Here is a 15511-nt window from a genome sequence, read left to right on the forward strand (position 1 = left end):
TTTTCTCCTCTACTTATTCTAAATTTTTTCTGCAATACCTGCGGATTCAAATGTCGCCATTTCTTTTACAATGTTAGTTGCTGCCTCTAGGACTGGAAAGGCGAGAGCCGCTCCCGTCCCTTCCCCAAGCCGGAGACCGAGATTCAGGATCGGCTTTTTTTCCAGCAACATGATAGCATGCTTATGACCAGCCTCCATGGATTGATGGCCGATGAAAAGGTATCCCTTTACTTCAGGGTATAGTCTCTGGGCAACCAGGGCAGCAACGGTGCTGATGAAACCATCCACAAGTACAGGGATTTTACTTTCCGTTGCCGATAAAATGGCCCCAACCATTCCGGCAATCTCAAGACCACCGACCTTTGATAGAGTATCGATTGGATCGTTCGGGTCAGGATTTCGTTCCTGAAGCGCCTGGCGGATAACTTGCTGTTTCCTTTTCAATTGGCCTGGAGTTATCCCGGTTCCAGTCCCGATGACATTCTCTACATCCAACCCACTTAGGGCTGCCAGGATAGCACTGCTACTCGTGGTGTTGCCAATTCCCATTTCCCCGATAATCAGACATTTCGCCCCGCTCTCGATGACACTTGTTGCCATGTCGCTTCCCACTTCAATCGCCTGCCATGCCTCCTCCCTGGTCATGGCGTCCCCCTTCAGGAAGTTTGCTGTCCCATGACGGATTTTTTTCCTATGAAGTCCTACCCGGTCCACATCTGCCGCCACCCCTATATCGACAATTTCAACTTTTGCCCCGATATGCTTCCCTAATACATTTATGGCCGCCCCACCATCAAGGAAATTATGAACCATCTGCACAGTCACTTCCTGAGGGTATGCGGACACTCCCTCTGAAGCGACTCCATGATCAGCAGCAAAAACAATGATTCCTGGAGGTGTCACTTCAGGAAAAACCTCACCTGTAATCTGCGCAAGCTGTATGGCAATTTCCTCCACAGCCCCTAAACTTCCTTGGGGCTTGGTCAAGGTGTTTAAATACTCCTCCATCTTCTCCCCTTGCATCTGGTTAATGGGCTTTATGTTATAGACTTTCCCCATGCGCTTCCCCCACCTTCTTTTTGTTTAACCTCTGAAATTCAACCATTTTTCCCTTAATCTTATCCATAGCAAGATGCATGCTCACCACATCTGCCAATCTATCAAACGACTCTTCTCTTTTTCTCTCAAAAGAGGATCTGTTTGTAATGGGAGACAGCCCTTTCTTCCGCCGTAATGTGTTCAACAATCCCTCTCTGAATCTGTCATTATGAAAGAGACCATGAAAGTATGTACCGATTATATTCCCCATTTGTACTCCATCTGTTCGGTCTGCTAACACAACAAACGGCAGAATATCTTCTCTTTCATGGACGGTAGTTACTCCCATATGGATTTCATAACCTTTTAGAGGTAAGTTCTTTCCCTCAACCTCCACCATCCCCTCTGAAAGAACCGTTTTCTTCTCCTTTGTCAGGTGCGTTTTCACAGGGATGAGATGAAGACCGGAAATCACTTTTAGCAAAGATTCCACCTCATATTCATCCACAACTTCCTCACCAAGCATTTGATATCCCCCGCAAATCCCGATTATTTGTGTCTTTTGATCTGCCAGCGTCTGTATCCGGTTCCCAAGGCCACTTTCATTCAAGAATTGCAAATCACCTAACGTATTTTTACTGCCAGGGAGAATGACCAAGTCCGGTTTTCCGAGTTCTTCCGCCTTCTGCACGTACCTCACATGGCAATCTTCCTCGGAAAAGAGTGGATCCATATCAGTGAAGTTCGAGATGTATGGGAAGCGGATCACTGCAATATCCAAGTCTTTCGTATCATCTTTATCTTTGGAAAAACTATCAAGGACGACAGAATCCTCCGCTTCAATATGTAAACCAGTTACATAAGGGATTACACCTAATACTGGCATGCCGGTATATGCTTCAAACCATTTCAATCCAGGCTCAAGCAGGGTTACATCTCCCCTGAATTTATTGATGACAACGCCGATGACTCTTTTGAGATCTTCCTCTTCTAAGAGCTGCAATGTTCCGACAAGGCTTGCAAATACACCACCCTTTTCAATATCACCGACAAGAATGACAGGTGCATCGGTCAATCTGGCAATACGCATGTTCACAAGCTCCCGATCATTGAGGTTGACTTCAGCAGGGCTCCCCGCTCCTTCTATCACCAGGATCTCGTATTCCCTTTGAAGGCGAAGATAGCTCTCTGTTATGACTTGCAAACCTTTCTCGTAAAATTCTTGCCGATATTCACCTGCCTTCATATTTTGAAAAGGTTTGCCATGCACCACAATTTGCGATTGATAGTCGCCGGTAGGCTTAATCAGAATGGGGTTCATGTCAGTGGTTGCCACCACACCAGCTGCTTCCGCCTGAACACCCTGTGCCCTGCCAATTTCCTTGCCATCTCTAGTAATATAGGAATTAAGCGCCATGTTTTGTGATTTGAACGGTGCGGTTTTATAACCTTCTCTAGCAAATATTCTGCACAATGCCGTTACAACAGCGCTTTTTCCTGCATCGGAATGCGTTCCTTGGATCATTAAAGGCGTCCCTTTAAACATGCAGTTTCACCTCCAGACATCTTTGAATCCAGTTATCCACGACCTTTGGGTTAGAACCAAAATGAATATGCGTATAACCAGCAACTAGGTTTTTGCTGATATACCCGTCTGTACCTTTTCCTCTCATTCCTTTTGTTTCGAAGGCGGCGGGTAGCTCTGTTTCGTGATGAAAGATGGAATAGTGGAACTCATGCCCCTTTGCCACCTCTCCCTCCTTCAAGAGAAAATTTCCGTTTAGCCCTTTGATCTCCCTGTATCCAAGGGCAGCGAGCCTGGTTTGCATATGCACAATACCAGGAATGATCCCTACCATTGGATAAGTCTCTCCTCCTGCGGTCACGAGCTCTTTGCATAAGTACATATAGCCTCCACATTCCGCAAAGGTTGGGATCTCCCTTTTTACAACTGCCTGATAGATGCTATCCAAGCTTTTGGTATTAGATGAAAGCCTAGGTGCAAATTCCTCCGGGAAACCTCCACCAAGATACAAACCATCCACATCATGTGGGACCTCCTCATTTTTCAAAGGGGAGAAGAAGGTCAATTCCGCCCCTCTCATTTGCAGAAGTTCTAAGTTTTCTTCGTAATAAAAATGAAAGGCAGTATCATAGGCGACAGCTATACGGACCTTTTTGTAGGGATATGAAGTAAAAACGGTAGGCTTAGTCATGGCTGGAATCTCGGAAGCTTGGTCCGCAAGCTCATATAAACGCTCGACATCTACCGTTGTTGCTACACGCTCACCCAATAGATGAAAAAACCCTTCAAGCTCCCCTCGTTCAATGGATGGTACAAGCCCTAAATGTCGTTCTGGCATCTCAAGTTCAGACTCTCGTGTCATATAGCCAATAACAGGAATCTTACATTCCGATTCCACCGCGGCCTTAATCAAATGAAAATGTCCTTCGCTTCCCACTTTATTCGCGATCACCCCAACAATGTTCACTTGACCTGACAATGCCTGATACCCCTTGACCATCGCAGCCGCACTCCTTGCCATTCCGGAACAATCCACTACAAGCACAACCGGAGTGCCTGTGAGGATGCTTATTTCTGCACTGCTTCCCTCATCAGAAAGCGGATCTTTTCCATCATAGAAGCCCATCACCCCTTCTATGATGGAAATATCGGCACCCTCACTTCCACGGACCAAGACTTCTCTCACACAATCAGGCGAAAGCATCCAACTATCCAGGTTTCGCGACTTTCTGCCTGTCACCGCTGTGTGGTAAGAGGTGTCGATATAGTCTGGACCGCATTTAAACCCTTGAACACAAAGGCCCTTTTTCCGCATCGATGCCATCAAGCCGATTGTGATGGTGGTTTTTCCTACCCCACTGCCCGTTCCTGCTATAAGAATCCTTCTATTCCCCATTTTTATCCCCACCACCTTCTTAAAATTCCACACCTTTAACTGCTGGTATTCCCTTATCGTAATAATGCTTTTCGGCATGAACGACGGAGACAAGATCAGCTGCCTCTTTGACTTGTTCAGGTGCATCTCTTCCGGTAAGGACAAGATGGACGTGCTCAGGCTTGTTCCTAATAAGCTCCAAGACTTCTGTTAATGGTAGGACATCATCAACCGGAAAACCCTGAATCGATAAAGCGTTATTTAATTCATCCAAAACAACAATGTCATAGTCCCCACTCATGACAGCTTCTTTCGCTTTTGGCCAACCGATGCGAAGTGCTTCACGATGCTCCTCAGGAGTCTTTGTCCAGGTGAATCCTATTCCCAGCTGCTCCATCTCCACTCCTATTTTACTCAGGGAAATCTGTTCGCCGTATGTACGATTTGGTGATTTGATGAACTGATATATCTTCACCTTCATCCCCCTGCCTACCGCGCGAACAGCCAAACCAATTGCCGAAGTTGTTTTGCCTTTGCCATCTCCTGTGTATACCAGTGTCAAGCCTTTTTGTTTTGTTTTCCCACTCATCCAACATGCCTCCCTGTTTTTCCCCAATAAAAAACGCCTTTCTGCTTATAGCAAAAAGACGTTTAAAGGTCCATCCAATCCAGTTCTTTTTAAAAGCTCTTAATAAAAATCGCTTAAAATATAAAAACTGAATAAAAATAAATGAATGTCACTTCAAGCATTCTTTCCTCGCAGAATCCTTAAAAACAAATAGGCAGGTCTCCTGACTTGCGTTTCAAGCACATTGCCGACCCTTCCCATGCTTTTGCACAGTGGATATCTCGGCAATATTCAACGCTTACAGTGGCGGGGTCCGTGCTGGATTTTCACCAGCTTCCCTTTTAACCTTTCTTCACAAAGGCACCTAAATGTTGTATTATATCAATCAAAATATGAAATTTAGTTTGTTGTTATTAACTATCCAAGCTTAAATTAACAACGAATTTATTGTAGCCTATTTTCTTTCTAATGTCTTTAATAAATTTTGCCGTTGTTTAAAAAGTTTAATAGTTCTATAAAATTCGAACCACCAATGATTCGACTATTTTACTTGTCCACATAGAAAATATCCCTTTCATACTAATGTTTAGTTAAAAAAAGGTTTATTCCAAATAATTATGAAAACACCAGACAATAAGAAACATACTCACAATTCCCCAAGCTGTAGTACTATATATCCACCAAATTATCGATCTAGCTTTTGTTGAACTTTCCTCGCCTTCCGTATTTGCTGTTATAAAAGCGAGCTTACTTTCCATCCCTTTTTTCATAGAAATGAGAACAACAAATCCGGTAATTATGAAGCTAATAGTTATCCAAAATAATAAGTCCACCTTTTACACCTCACTTTTTCAATTATCCTGCCCACCCAATTACTTAATACCAATTATTTCAAACCTTTAACACTTACTCAAGGGTATTTTCCCATAAAAACTTAAAAATCCAAGTCGTAAGTTTCCCGGGTTATTACATTTTTATAAACTTTTTCCCCTTGATGCGTTTGTATTATTTCAAAGATTCCATATCCAAGTGCCATGACTGTATAGATTTCATCTTCTGTTTCTTGATCAGCAAGAATTAACACATATTCCTTTTCTGGCACCATTTTGTAGTTGTAGTCAGAAGTGTAAGAGATAAACTTGCTTTCTTGTTCTTCTCTAGGAAGTTTGGTTAGACCCATTTTTTCTAGCCCTTCATATTCAGTCCCAATCCAAGAATCTAACAGGTTGGAGATCCTAATGTCTCCCCCTCCAATATAAATCGTCTTTTTACCAGATAAATCTTTGCCGTAAATGGTATCCAAAATTTCCACATCCAATGGTGTATAGGGTATAAAGTTATAGAAGTTTTCATATTTAGGAAGTATTTCAGCTTCCCTGATGCTTAGAACTTTTATGTGTACAATAGAAGTCCCTTCGATAATTAAATTCCTTGGTTCTCTAGGATCAACCGCCCAGCTATTTTGGTTTTGAGAAACTGAATAAATATCCTCAGGGCTAATTTCTTCCTGCATGCTAACGTAAGGTTTGTTCTCTATAGTTAGTAATTTATCAATATGTATTCCAGCAAACTGTTGAATGTTACTCTCTTGTCCATTAAAACTCCAAATTAAGGTGGCTGCCATTGTCAAAGTAAGCAATGAAATGGCGACTATTTTTCTAGTGATGTATATTCTTTTTTGGTCTTCACCCTTACTCATAGCAGTTCATTATTAATATGATTAGTGATACTGTTGAAGCTTTTTTCATTTAATCTATGATCCTTATGAAAAGATTGTAGTTCATTGTGGAGTCTGGAATCTTTCATATTTCTCGCCCTCCCATCTTTTTCTTCAGCGCTTTTAATGCCCTATGGTAGCTGAGACTCACTTTACTCTCACTCCAATTCAGCGCTTGGGCAGTCTCTTGTACAAAATCCTCAACATCTATCCCGTCCGTAATAGATTAGGAAATTGTATATGTCATTGTGATATTCTTTGAACCAATCAGATATCTCGTTTTCTTCTCTCATTCCTTCTCACCCGTCAACTATATACTTATTAGACGATAGTTTTCATTAAGACTTTCACATAAATTTAAATTAATTTCATATGTAATTAGTTATGTTTGATACTAGAAAGTGTCCTCATAGAAAAAGACACGTTGTATTTACAACGCGCCAAGTAGTAGAGATTTTGTAATTGACTGCACATTTACTTCTTAAAAGCGCCAGATTGTTGAATATAGGAATTCATTTTGGATTGATTCAATTTAAGGTTTTAGAATTACTTTTATACAATTATCAGTCCTAGTGTCAAAAACTTCGTATCCATGTTTTGCCTGGTCTAATGGAATTATATGTGTAATTACATCACCAATATCAACCTTTCCTTCAGATATAAGATTATAAAGAAAAGGCATATACGGAATAACTGGGGCCTGACCAGTTTTAATGTCAACATTTCTTTGGAAAATGTCGCCTAATGGGAAACCATTATAACGCCCCCCATAAACACCTGTTATTTGAATGGTCCCAGCTTTGCGTACAGCCTGTGACGCAATAACCAGCCCGCCCATTGCACCTCCATGAAGCTTCATTCCGGATGCAAGATATTCAAGAGGCGTCATCTTGCCGCTCATACCTGAACAATCAATAACGATATCTGCTCCACCTTGTGTTATCTCTCTTAAATATTCGCCAACGTTTTCATGTTCTTCAAAATTTACAGTCTCCACTTTGTTGGTCCGTTTCGCATGCTCAAGCCGGTATTTGAGATAATCGACCGCAATAACACGTTCAGCACCTTTAAACCAGGCAAATTTTTGAGCAAGGAGACCTACTGGACCACATCCTAAAACGATGACAGTATCACCAGCTTTGACACCAGAGTGATCTACACTCCAATAGGCTGTTGAGGCTGCATCTGCAAGTAAAACTAACTTTTCATCTTCTACTTCGCAATTCTCAGGTATTTTAAAGGGAGTAAAGTTCCCATATGGAACTCGCATATACTCAGCTTGTCCGCCAGCAAATCCACCGGTTGTTTCTGAATATCCAAAGAAACCGCCCATTTCACCATGCGGGTTTGAATTATCACATTGGCTGGTTATATCATGGTTACAGTACCAGCAATGCCCACAACTTACATTAAAAGGAATGATTACCCGATCCCCTTTTTTCAATTTTGTTACTTCCGGTCCTACTTCTTCGACTACCCCCATCGGTTCATGGCCTATTACATAATCAGTTGGCATATTGGGAATCATTTGATGAATCAAATGCAAATCGGATCCGCATATAGCAGAAGTTGTTACTTTTACAATGATATCATCGCCATTTTTGATTTTTGGGTCTTTTACTTCTTTAACCTGGACATTTTTATTCCCCTGGTATGTGACAGCTTTCATTTTTCTCTAACCTCCCTTATTTATTAGGCGTTGCGAACATTCCAAGTCTATCCGTATCATTCGGGAATAAGTTCATCCCGGCAATCATTAAAGCATTGTCGGCAGATTTAAGATCCAACTCAACTTGCTTGCCGATATCGTTCGGATATAACCAACCCTTGCTTATCATCAATTCAGATATTTTTGTGTGTAAATCAATAGATAGTTCCATTTGCCTGTATAATGCCTCTCTTAACTCCGGGCTCGATGTTTCAGTTAACGCAATGGCATATGTATGAATGCCAGTTTTAACTGAAAGAAGAAACTCCAATGCAATGCCCGAATCTGCCATTTCTGGCATATGTTCAGCCCCTTGGGGATCCAAATAATCCATTTCCATTTTTTTCACCTCATTCTATATAATTAGTTCTTGCCCCTTTATAAAATTCTTTAAGTTCATTTATTGCTGCAATTGACTGCTGAACATTTATTTCCATCAGTGCTTTTAAATCATTATCGAAACAAAGGCCCTGCATAAGCTTTGATTTCAATAAGCATATAGTATTTAAGTTTAATACCTCATGTGTTTCCATTGTTTCATGATAAGCTAAGCTATTCTTTTCCATGACTTCACCTCCCAAAATTTAAAATTCCTTTAATATGTGAAAATTATTCAATGAAGCATTACTGGATATGGAATATTTTTGGTGGAATGGGGATCTCCTATCTGAAGCAAGATAAGAGAAAGTTTATAAAGATTGGAGAGTTACTCTTGACAAAATATTTGGGACTTCATGAAACTCTGGAGACACTCGAGTTAATTGCATTTAAAACTGTATGTTTAACAAAAGCTGTAACTATGAGCAAATTGCTTTCTGATGGAGATCTTAAAACGATTCTTTCTAGTGATTTAGAATCAGGAAGTCAAGAACTGAAGCAACTTACTACCTTTATTACAAACCGGGAGGAGACTCAAAATGACTAATCTCCTGCAAAATATAGCTGGAATGGGAGGATTATCAGAACGGGCAATCGCCTCGGATTTTCTGATTTCATCTAAGTCTGCCGTTAGAAATCTCGCATTTGCTATTACGGAAACAGCTACACCTGAACTGAAATCAGCTCTTCGCGAGCAATTAAGAAATGCAGTGGATACACATGCTAAGATAACAGAGTTTATGACTGCCAATGGATATTATCACCCTAATCATTTAGGTGAACAATTAAATGTAAGACTGCAGGATGCACAAACCGCTTTAAACCTTAAAAATCAATAGGGGCAGTATCGTATGTTTTCTGCAATAAAAATAATCAGCTGATATTAAACAGCTGATTTTTCTTTCAATATAAGTTTGGGGTTACTTCTGATTCAAATATCCTTGGTTTATGGAGCTCCAACAAGAGTTCATTTTTAAAGTGAGTTTTCAAATAATATCCAATGACATTTTCCTATTAGGTTCAGGAAATACTTGATCAAGTCTATTGAGATCTTCTTCAGTAAACTCAATTGTTGCCGCTTCAGCATTTGCTAAAACATGTTCTTCTTGAACCGCTTTTGGAATGGCGATGACGTTATTCGAACGGATGGTCCAAGCAAGAGCGATTTGTAATGGTTGGACATTGTATTTGTCAGCAATATCATGAATAGTAGGATCATTTAAGAGCTGTTTTCTTAAAGTGCCTCCTTGGGCAAGGGGACTGTATGCCATGATTGGCATGTTATGTTTACTCTGCCATGGTATGAGATCGAAGTCGATTCCTCTTGATCCTAAGTGGTATAGTACTTGATTCGTAACGCTATTTTTTCCATTCTTTGTGTTCCATAGCTCTTCCATATCCGCTGTGTCAAAATTAGAGACGCCCCATCTTAAAATTTTCCCTTCTTTACGCAGTTTTTCCATTCCTTCAATTGTTTCCGCTAAAGGAACACGCCCTCTCCAGTGGAGAAGGTATAAATCTAAGTGGTCTGTTTCGAGTCGTTTTAAGCTGTTTTCACATGCTTTTGAAATCATATCTAAACCTGCATGATGGGGATAAACTTTTGAGACTAAAAAGACTTGATTTCTACGTCCTTTAATGGCCTCGCCAACTAAACGTTCAGAATCGCCATTTCCGTACATTTCAGCAGTGTCAATAAGTGTCATGCCCAATTCAATACCGAGCTGCAAGGCTTTTATTTCTTTGTCTTTTACTTGGGGATTTTCCCCCATGTACCATGTTCCTTGTCCTAACCTAGGTAAAGAAGTGCCATCAGGCAGGGTCACCACGTGTTTGGCTAATGCATTTTTAATTTCCGCTCTTTTCTTTTCATCCATTAGGCTCGACCCTTTCTTTTATGTATTTAGGTGTCTTGGAATGTATAATGTTAATGTCTCTTCGTATAATGATTTTCTGGCATTCCGCAGTAAAGAGGAACGTCAACGATACTAGGAAACCACGTATACTCTGATAGGTGCCAGGTCTACTGAAAGTCCCCGTACTAATCCATCGATTGCAATGGAAGCTAGGGTCCTATAGTTTTGCGGATTCTGATTAGAGAATCCGCGAGTTAGAAATATTTATGTTTTTACAACAGGATTATTATCTAGCTAAAAGTTTTAGTGATTCACGATTAAATGCTGGAATATCTTTTGGTTCTCGACTTGTTACAATATTATTGCTGATGACAACTTCTTCGTCTTTATAATTTGCACCAGCATTTTTCAAATCGTTGCGAATAGATTTATAGCCAGTGATATCTACACCTTTTAAAAGGGCTTTATCAATTAACACTTGTGGTCCATGACAAATGGCAAAAACAGGTTTTCCATCTTGGATAAATGCTTTTGCAAATTCACCAAAGCGATCGTCATCACGCAATAAATCGGGAGAGAATCCACCAGGGATAAACAAAGCATCAAAGTCTGAGGGATGAACTTCATCAATGGATTTATCAATATTTACCGTTGCGCTATTTTTCCCGGTTACTTGGTTACCTGATTGTTTGTCAATCGTGATAATTTCATGACCAGCTTCTTTAAAGGCTTGTGCTGGTTCAGTATACTCCACATCTTCAAATAGGTTTGTTATAAGTGTAGCGATTTTTTTACTCATGCTCATTCACCTCCTTTCAATGACAAATGAAGTAAAAATATTTTCTTCATTCCCCATCTTAAAATGTCTAATGGTATAAGTGTCTATTCATCTTAACTACCCTCGCTTAAGATGAATTGGTTGAGGTGTGGATGTTAGTATAATATCTACCACATAAAATTAAAAGTAAGCACTTTTATGTTATATAGTATACAAAAATATATTTAGTATACTTTTATATACTAATGAGAGTATGTGATTTTCCATTAGGGGATTTAAACCAGAAAAATCCCCGTTAATGTACGAGGATCTTTCTGAATTGGCTTGGAGTCATGATTTAAATAATAGTGTTTGATCAAGGTAATATACACAATTTCTCTTCTCTAGTATCAATCAGGCTGCTAACAAATGAAATCAAATATTATGAAACATTGTTAGATGTGTTTGCTTTCGGTAATATAAGCGACCTATCTATACCAGATGTTTCACAAACATAGGTATCATTCAAAAAAATTAACGAATTCGATCTAATACTTCCCGGTAATATTCCCTTAATTCAGCTGAATTATCTTTCCTATCAACTGGATGTCCGTTGACTATCTGGTAAAGTACATCAAGACATCTATGCCATCCTGCTGCTGTATTAACTGCCCATGAACCATCGTTAAAAGTATGGGTAAATATCATTCGACAACCTTTACCCTCTTCCCTCAATGAAATGTTTATTAAATCATCAACTTCACGAAATCCAAATAAATATGGCTTTTCTAACTCTGTAACGGTAGCGTTATATGTAGTTCCTTCACCATCATCGAAGGCAATCTTACCATCGAGTCTGAGGTCCATCTCCCCTGTTGCAAAAGGGTACCATTGGGAGAAGTAAATAGGATTTGTAATGACACGGAAAACCTCTTCTGGATTATGAGGAAAAAATCGTTCAAATTTTAAAGCATAACGACCGTTTGACTCATGTAATGTAACATATTCATTCATCATATCATCATCCTTCTTATATTCTTGTAGTCTTGTTATTCACTATAGACTCAGAAAAATTATCAACAATATTTTATAGGACCAAAAATTTTATATAACTAAAAAACATAAAATAGTTTTCTTGTTCTTCCACCCTAAAATATATAATGAGCGTGATTCATGTTCCTTGATTGCGCCCGATTACTGAATAACCAATTCCTATAGTCCTTATCGGTAATCATTATGCCTAGGTTGAAATAATTCTTCTTGTGCACTTCTAACATCAGAAAAATGGTCGACATTATAATGGCCATCAAGAATTTCATTATGATGCATGATAATCTGTTTGGCAGTTAAAGTTGAGGAATCAGTGGTTGAATGACCGTCCTGAACTAAAGTGACATCAAAATTATTGACTGTAGCAGCTCTTACAGCTGTATCTATACAATGTTCTGTTTTGCATCCCATAATAACTAAATGTTCTATCTTACTTTCTTTTAAATAATTTAATAATGGAGTGCCATAAAACGAATTTGTTGCTTTTTTATCAAATATTTTTGAATCAGTAGGTACTTTAATATCCTTATGTATTTGAAATCCTGTTCCTTCGCCTCCTGCTACGTCTTTATCTCTAATAAAAACCACTAAAGAATTGGATTCTATCGCCTTTTTTATAACCAAATTAATATTTTTTACTAGCTTTTCCTTTTCAAAAACACTTGTTTCATTCTGATTACCATCAATTAATTCTTGCTGCGCATCAATAACTAACAAAGCTTGTTTCAATTTCAAACCTCCTTTTGGCTATTATTTAACTCTGTTCTCCTAGGTGGTTTTCATTTTTATTGTGCATAGTATAGAACTCACATAAAACCTTATTTCGTTAAATAGCTTATATACTCCTCTTTTTATATTACCAATTTCCTTTTCTCGCTCACCAAACAATCTGGCTAAGAATGCAAAATAGTCGCCGATCCTTGTTACACGATAGCGCCTGTCGTTGAATATCATTTATCTATGAACAGTAGGAGAAATTAGTTTTGGAAAGGCTGTAAACATATACCACATTATATGAGGGGAAAGGAGATCCACGATAGCGTACACCTATTTTTTTATATTTTAAGCTGTTCTTCAATTTCTTCCCCTTTAATACCAAGGTATATAATCTTTTTTTCTTTTATATACACACGATAGGTGATAATCCCTGCTTCAGCAATCTCTTGTAAGAAGTCTAAGAAAGGAAGAGAAATGTTTGTGATTGCCTCAAGCACCTTATTTCTATTAAAATCTTCTGAAATCATTAAATTCACTTGAGAATCTGTTTTGAATTCTGAATATGCTCCTTTATATGTGGCTTGCCCCGTTGCAACTTCTATTTCGTATTCAATTATCCCTCTTTGTGATAATTCATCTAAGAATTGGGGGAAATCTATTACACCATTACTTCTTCTGAGTAGAATTTCACGAAATTCACTATCAGTTATCTTGTCCTTCATAAAAAGTACCTCCAATTATCATTTAGCATTAAACTCTTTCCATAACATATTTTCTATTAGTCCTAAAAATTGATATGGACTTTGGTCTTGAATATTTAAAATTCTATACCAGTCAGATTTTTCCAAAAATCTATTCATCCTATACTTGTCCCTGCTACCTCTCTAGGATGAATCTTTTTCCACTGAAAAAGAACTTCTGGTTTAAAAAACACTAATACAGAAGAAATATTCTCTGCCTTCTGAAAAGTTTTTGGAGCTGAATCAAATAAAAAATGTGGCTATACATTGTTGTAGTATAGCCACAAAAATAACATTATAATCTCACTTACACCAAGTGAGCCCCGCCATCAATAAGAAGAGCAGTACCAGTTGTAAAACCATTTTTCACTAAGTACACGTACGACTCAGCAATGTCTTCAGGCTGTGCCACGCGATTAACAGGTAGCTGCTGTGCGATTTGGCTGTATAAATTCTGTCTTTGCTCGTCAGGCATCCCTCCGTAGAGCGGGGTGTCTACGATACCAGGTGAAACAACATTTACCCTTATAGGAGCTAGATCTACTGAAAGCCCTCTAACCAATCCACCGATCGCTGAATTGATCGAAGCAAGTGTAGTTGCCCCCTGTGGTGGACGAATTCCATAAACACCAGAGGTCAATGTAATAGAACTGGTATCATTTAAGTACGGAATAGCAGCACGAACGGTTAAGTATTGCCCCCAAAACTTACTATCGAACGCTTCTCTAACATCCGCAACAGGTAAGTCACTAAAATGACCCATTGCACCTTCACCTGCCGTAACGACAAGGTGATCAAAATTCCCTACCATTTTAAAAAAGTCAGTTAGTTTTTCTTCACTGCGAAAATCAATATTGTATGCTTCCACATTACCACCAAGTACATTCTTTGCCTCTGATAGTTTCGCATCAGAACGACTTGCAATAATGACTTGAGCAGATTCATCAAGAAATGCCTTGGCTGCGGATAATCCGATACCAGAAGTACCTCCTATTACGACCACACGTTTTCCTTTTAATGACATTGTATGAATCCTCCAATTAAATTCTTTTTAGGTTGTATCTGAAAACAATATTACATATTACTTTTAGTGAAAATAGTTTTTAATGTTTATAAAATATATAAAATTACCTCCTTTTTTTAAGTGTAACAAAAAAAGTTACATTTTACTTTTATATTACGTACTGTAATAAAATAGTTTACAGTATAGACATTACAAAGCAATGGTCTGGTAAATGTCCCTAACAAACTAAACTATTTTAAAAGCCGCTTTTCAAATTGATTGCTTCCTGTTCAGCAGGAATAACTGTAATTTTAATGTTTACAGTTTATTAAGTCAAGAAAATTAACTCGATATTCTCAAATTCCACTATAGTGGGTATACACCGACGAAAAGTATGTAAGTCTTAATAAAAGTTTACGGGTGAACTTTATGTTTAAAAGAAATACCTCGTCCTAATTTTGACTTTCATCTAGCAAGAACGTTCAAATATCATTAGACCATTTTAACTCCAGCATATCATTCATACGTTTCCAAAACTTGTCTGTTTTTTGATGTTAGGAAACGTTTAAATCAACACTGGCGATTAAATCAGGATGCAAATGTGTCTAAGAAATGCAAAACTCACCTGAAAGAACAAAATCGCCAACGCGACTTAAACCACGTCCCAAGTGAGCAACATTCACTTGGGGCTTTTCCTCGCTTCAAACATGGTGCTACCACAACGCGGACATTCCACTTTAACCTTTTCTCCACCATAAATTAGGGCAAATCAAAATGTTTTAACCAGTTATCCCCTTTTCTTATTAGTTTAAAAGGATGAATTGAAAGTTGGCATAATAGCGAACCCTAAGCGGCATGTTGAATAGACTTCCACACTGTGTATAGAAATCTTTTTGTCTGTTCTTATTTAGATTATTGGATAATTCAGCTCGTAACTTGGGTAGCAATAGTAAGGTGGTCTAAGTCCTATTTTAGACATTGGCCAGGAATCCTCCATAAACACCATCTTTACTTTTTCATTGGAATGGTTTACTAGCAACAGCTTTACTTCTGGATTAAATTCATATCTCAAAATGGTA

At 38.7% G+C, this 15511-nt stretch carries 18 protein-coding genes and 1 riboswitch; of the genes, 2 read left to right on the forward strand and 16 right to left on the reverse strand.

Annotation, left to right across the window (positions count from 1 at the left end):
• Positions 1–18: 18 nt before the first annotated feature.
• From cobT to LG307_RS11520, 9 genes are all read right to left on the reverse strand, one after another.
• Positions 19–1059: a nicotinate-nucleotide--dimethylbenzimidazole phosphoribosyltransferase gene (cobT, locus tag LG307_RS11480; protein WP_404441915.1), complete on the reverse strand. Its 1041-nt coding sequence runs from the start codon at positions 1057–1059 to the stop codon at positions 19–21.
• Complete coding sequence (locus LG307_RS11485; protein ID WP_404441916.1) at positions 1043–2584, reverse strand: cobyric acid synthase; 1542 nt, start codon at positions 2582–2584, stop codon at positions 1043–1045. The genes cobT and LG307_RS11485 overlap by 17 nt, the downstream gene beginning before the upstream one ends.
• The gene (locus tag LG307_RS11490; RefSeq protein ID WP_404441917.1) at positions 2577–3959 is read right to left on the reverse strand and encodes a cobyrinate a,c-diamide synthase; all 1383 of its coding nucleotides are present in this window, start codon (positions 3957–3959) and stop codon (positions 2577–2579) included. The genes LG307_RS11485 and LG307_RS11490 overlap by 8 nt, the downstream gene beginning before the upstream one ends.
• A gap of 19 nt (positions 3960–3978) precedes the next feature.
• A complete protein-coding gene (locus LG307_RS11495) occupies positions 3979–4527 on the reverse strand; it encodes a cob(I)yrinic acid a,c-diamide adenosyltransferase (RefSeq protein WP_404441918.1) in 549 nt (182 codons plus the stop codon).
• Positions 4528–4701: 174 nt separating this feature from the next.
• Positions 4702–4889, reverse strand: a riboswitch (cobalamin riboswitch).
• 219 nt (positions 4890–5108) lie between these two features.
• The gene (locus LG307_RS11500) at positions 5109–5339 is read right to left on the reverse strand and encodes a hypothetical protein (RefSeq protein ID WP_404441919.1); all 231 of its coding nucleotides are present in this window, start codon (positions 5337–5339) and stop codon (positions 5109–5111) included.
• A 101-nt stretch (positions 5340–5440) separates the two neighbouring features.
• Complete coding sequence (locus tag LG307_RS11505) at positions 5441–6205, reverse strand: hypothetical protein (RefSeq protein ID WP_404441921.1); 765 nt, start codon at positions 6203–6205, stop codon at positions 5441–5443.
• Between the two features lie 550 nt (positions 6206–6755).
• On the reverse strand, positions 6756–7892 hold the full coding sequence (locus LG307_RS11510) for a zinc-dependent alcohol dehydrogenase (RefSeq protein ID WP_404441923.1): 1137 nt from the start codon (positions 7890–7892) through the stop codon (positions 6756–6758).
• 16 nt (positions 7893–7908) lie between these two features.
• Positions 7909–8271: a spore coat protein gene (locus tag LG307_RS11515; protein ID WP_404441924.1), complete on the reverse strand. Its 363-nt coding sequence runs from the start codon at positions 8269–8271 to the stop codon at positions 7909–7911.
• A gap of 10 nt (positions 8272–8281) precedes the next feature.
• Positions 8282–8497: a spore coat protein gene (locus tag LG307_RS11520; RefSeq protein WP_404441926.1), complete on the reverse strand. Its 216-nt coding sequence runs from the start codon at positions 8495–8497 to the stop codon at positions 8282–8284.
• A 146-nt stretch (positions 8498–8643) separates the two neighbouring features.
• Here LG307_RS11520 and LG307_RS11525 point away from each other — a divergent pair, with 146 nt between their 5' ends.
• Together LG307_RS11525 and LG307_RS11530 are read left to right on the forward strand one after the other, a co-directional pair.
• Positions 8644–8856 carry a hypothetical protein gene (locus LG307_RS11525; protein ID WP_404441928.1) on the forward strand — a complete coding sequence of 71 codons (213 nt, stop codon included), beginning with the start codon at positions 8644–8646 and terminating at the stop codon, positions 8854–8856.
• Positions 8849–9148 (forward strand): spore coat protein, encoded by a 300-nt coding sequence (locus LG307_RS11530; RefSeq protein ID WP_404441930.1) that lies wholly within the window; start codon positions 8849–8851, stop codon positions 9146–9148. The genes LG307_RS11525 and LG307_RS11530 overlap by 8 nt, the downstream gene beginning before the upstream one ends.
• Positions 9149–9295: 147 nt before the next feature.
• On the opposite strand, the gene LG307_RS11535 is transcribed toward LG307_RS11530, so the two are convergent.
• From LG307_RS11535 to LG307_RS11565, 7 genes are all read right to left on the reverse strand, one after another.
• Complete coding sequence (locus LG307_RS11535; RefSeq protein ID WP_404441932.1) at positions 9296–10186, reverse strand: aldo/keto reductase; 891 nt, start codon at positions 10184–10186, stop codon at positions 9296–9298.
• Positions 10187–10451: 265 nt separating this feature from the next.
• The gene (locus LG307_RS11540; protein WP_404441933.1) at positions 10452–10964 is read right to left on the reverse strand and encodes a type 1 glutamine amidotransferase domain-containing protein; all 513 of its coding nucleotides are present in this window, start codon (positions 10962–10964) and stop codon (positions 10452–10454) included.
• 492 nt (positions 10965–11456) lie between these two features.
• Positions 11457–11939, reverse strand: coding sequence for an SRPBCC family protein (locus LG307_RS11545; protein WP_404441935.1), 483 nt, complete (start codon positions 11937–11939; stop codon positions 11457–11459).
• A 204-nt stretch (positions 11940–12143) separates the two neighbouring features.
• Positions 12144–12701, reverse strand: coding sequence for an isochorismatase family protein (locus LG307_RS11550; protein WP_404441937.1), 558 nt, complete (start codon positions 12699–12701; stop codon positions 12144–12146).
• Positions 12702–13027: 326 nt separating this feature from the next.
• Complete coding sequence (locus LG307_RS11555; RefSeq protein WP_404441938.1) at positions 13028–13411, reverse strand: DUF1398 family protein; 384 nt, start codon at positions 13409–13411, stop codon at positions 13028–13030.
• A 325-nt stretch (positions 13412–13736) separates the two neighbouring features.
• A complete protein-coding gene (locus LG307_RS11560; protein WP_404441939.1) occupies positions 13737–14453 on the reverse strand; it encodes an SDR family oxidoreductase in 717 nt (238 codons plus the stop codon).
• Between the two features lie 886 nt (positions 14454–15339).
• Positions 15340–15504: a hypothetical protein gene (locus LG307_RS11565; RefSeq protein WP_404441941.1), complete on the reverse strand. Its 165-nt coding sequence runs from the start codon at positions 15502–15504 to the stop codon at positions 15340–15342.
• Between the last annotated feature and the right edge of the window lie 7 nt (positions 15505–15511).

Origin of the sequence: Sutcliffiella horikoshii (assembly GCF_044809035.1) — a bacterium.
Lineage (GTDB): Bacteria > Bacillota > Bacilli > Bacillales > Bacillaceae_I > Sutcliffiella_A > Sutcliffiella_A horikoshii_G.

Coding starts and splice junctions, on each gene's coding strand:
- cobT (WP_404441915.1), bottom strand. CDS start 1,059: ATGGGGAAAGTCTATAACATAAAGCCCATTAACCAGATGCAAGGGGAG.
- LG307_RS11485 (WP_404441916.1), bottom strand. CDS start 2,584: ATGTTTAAAGGGACGCCTTTAATGATCCAAGGAACGCATTCCGATGCA.
- LG307_RS11490 (WP_404441917.1), bottom strand. CDS start 3,959: ATGGGGAATAGAAGGATTCTTATAGCAGGAACGGGCAGTGGGGTAGGA.
- LG307_RS11495 (WP_404441918.1), bottom strand. CDS start 4,527: ATGAGTGGGAAAACAAAACAAAAAGGCTTGACACTGGTATACACAGGA.
- LG307_RS11505 (WP_404441921.1), bottom strand. CDS start 6,205: ATGAGTAAGGGTGAAGACCAAAAAAGAATATACATCACTAGAAAAATA.
- LG307_RS11510 (WP_404441923.1), bottom strand. CDS start 7,892: ATGAAAGCTGTCACATACCAGGGGAATAAAAATGTCCAGGTTAAAGAA.
- LG307_RS11515 (WP_404441924.1), bottom strand. CDS start 8,271: ATGGAAATGGATTATTTGGATCCCCAAGGGGCTGAACATATGCCAGAA.
- LG307_RS11520 (WP_404441926.1), bottom strand. CDS start 8,497: ATGGAAAAGAATAGCTTAGCTTATCATGAAACAATGGAAACACATGAG.
- LG307_RS11530 (WP_404441930.1), top strand. CDS start 8,849: ATGACTAATCTCCTGCAAAATATAGCTGGAATGGGAGGATTATCAGAA.
- LG307_RS11535 (WP_404441932.1), bottom strand. CDS start 10,186: ATGGATGAAAAGAAAAGAGCGGAAATTAAAAATGCATTAGCCAAACAC.
- LG307_RS11540 (WP_404441933.1), bottom strand. CDS start 10,964: ATGAGTAAAAAAATCGCTACACTTATAACAAACCTATTTGAAGATGTG.
- LG307_RS11545 (WP_404441935.1), bottom strand. CDS start 11,939: ATGATGAATGAATATGTTACATTACATGAGTCAAACGGTCGTTATGCT.
- LG307_RS11555 (WP_404441938.1), bottom strand. CDS start 13,411: ATGAAGGACAAGATAACTGATAGTGAATTTCGTGAAATTCTACTCAGA.
- LG307_RS11560 (WP_404441939.1), bottom strand. CDS start 14,453: ATGTCATTAAAAGGAAAACGTGTGGTCGTAATAGGAGGTACTTCTGGT.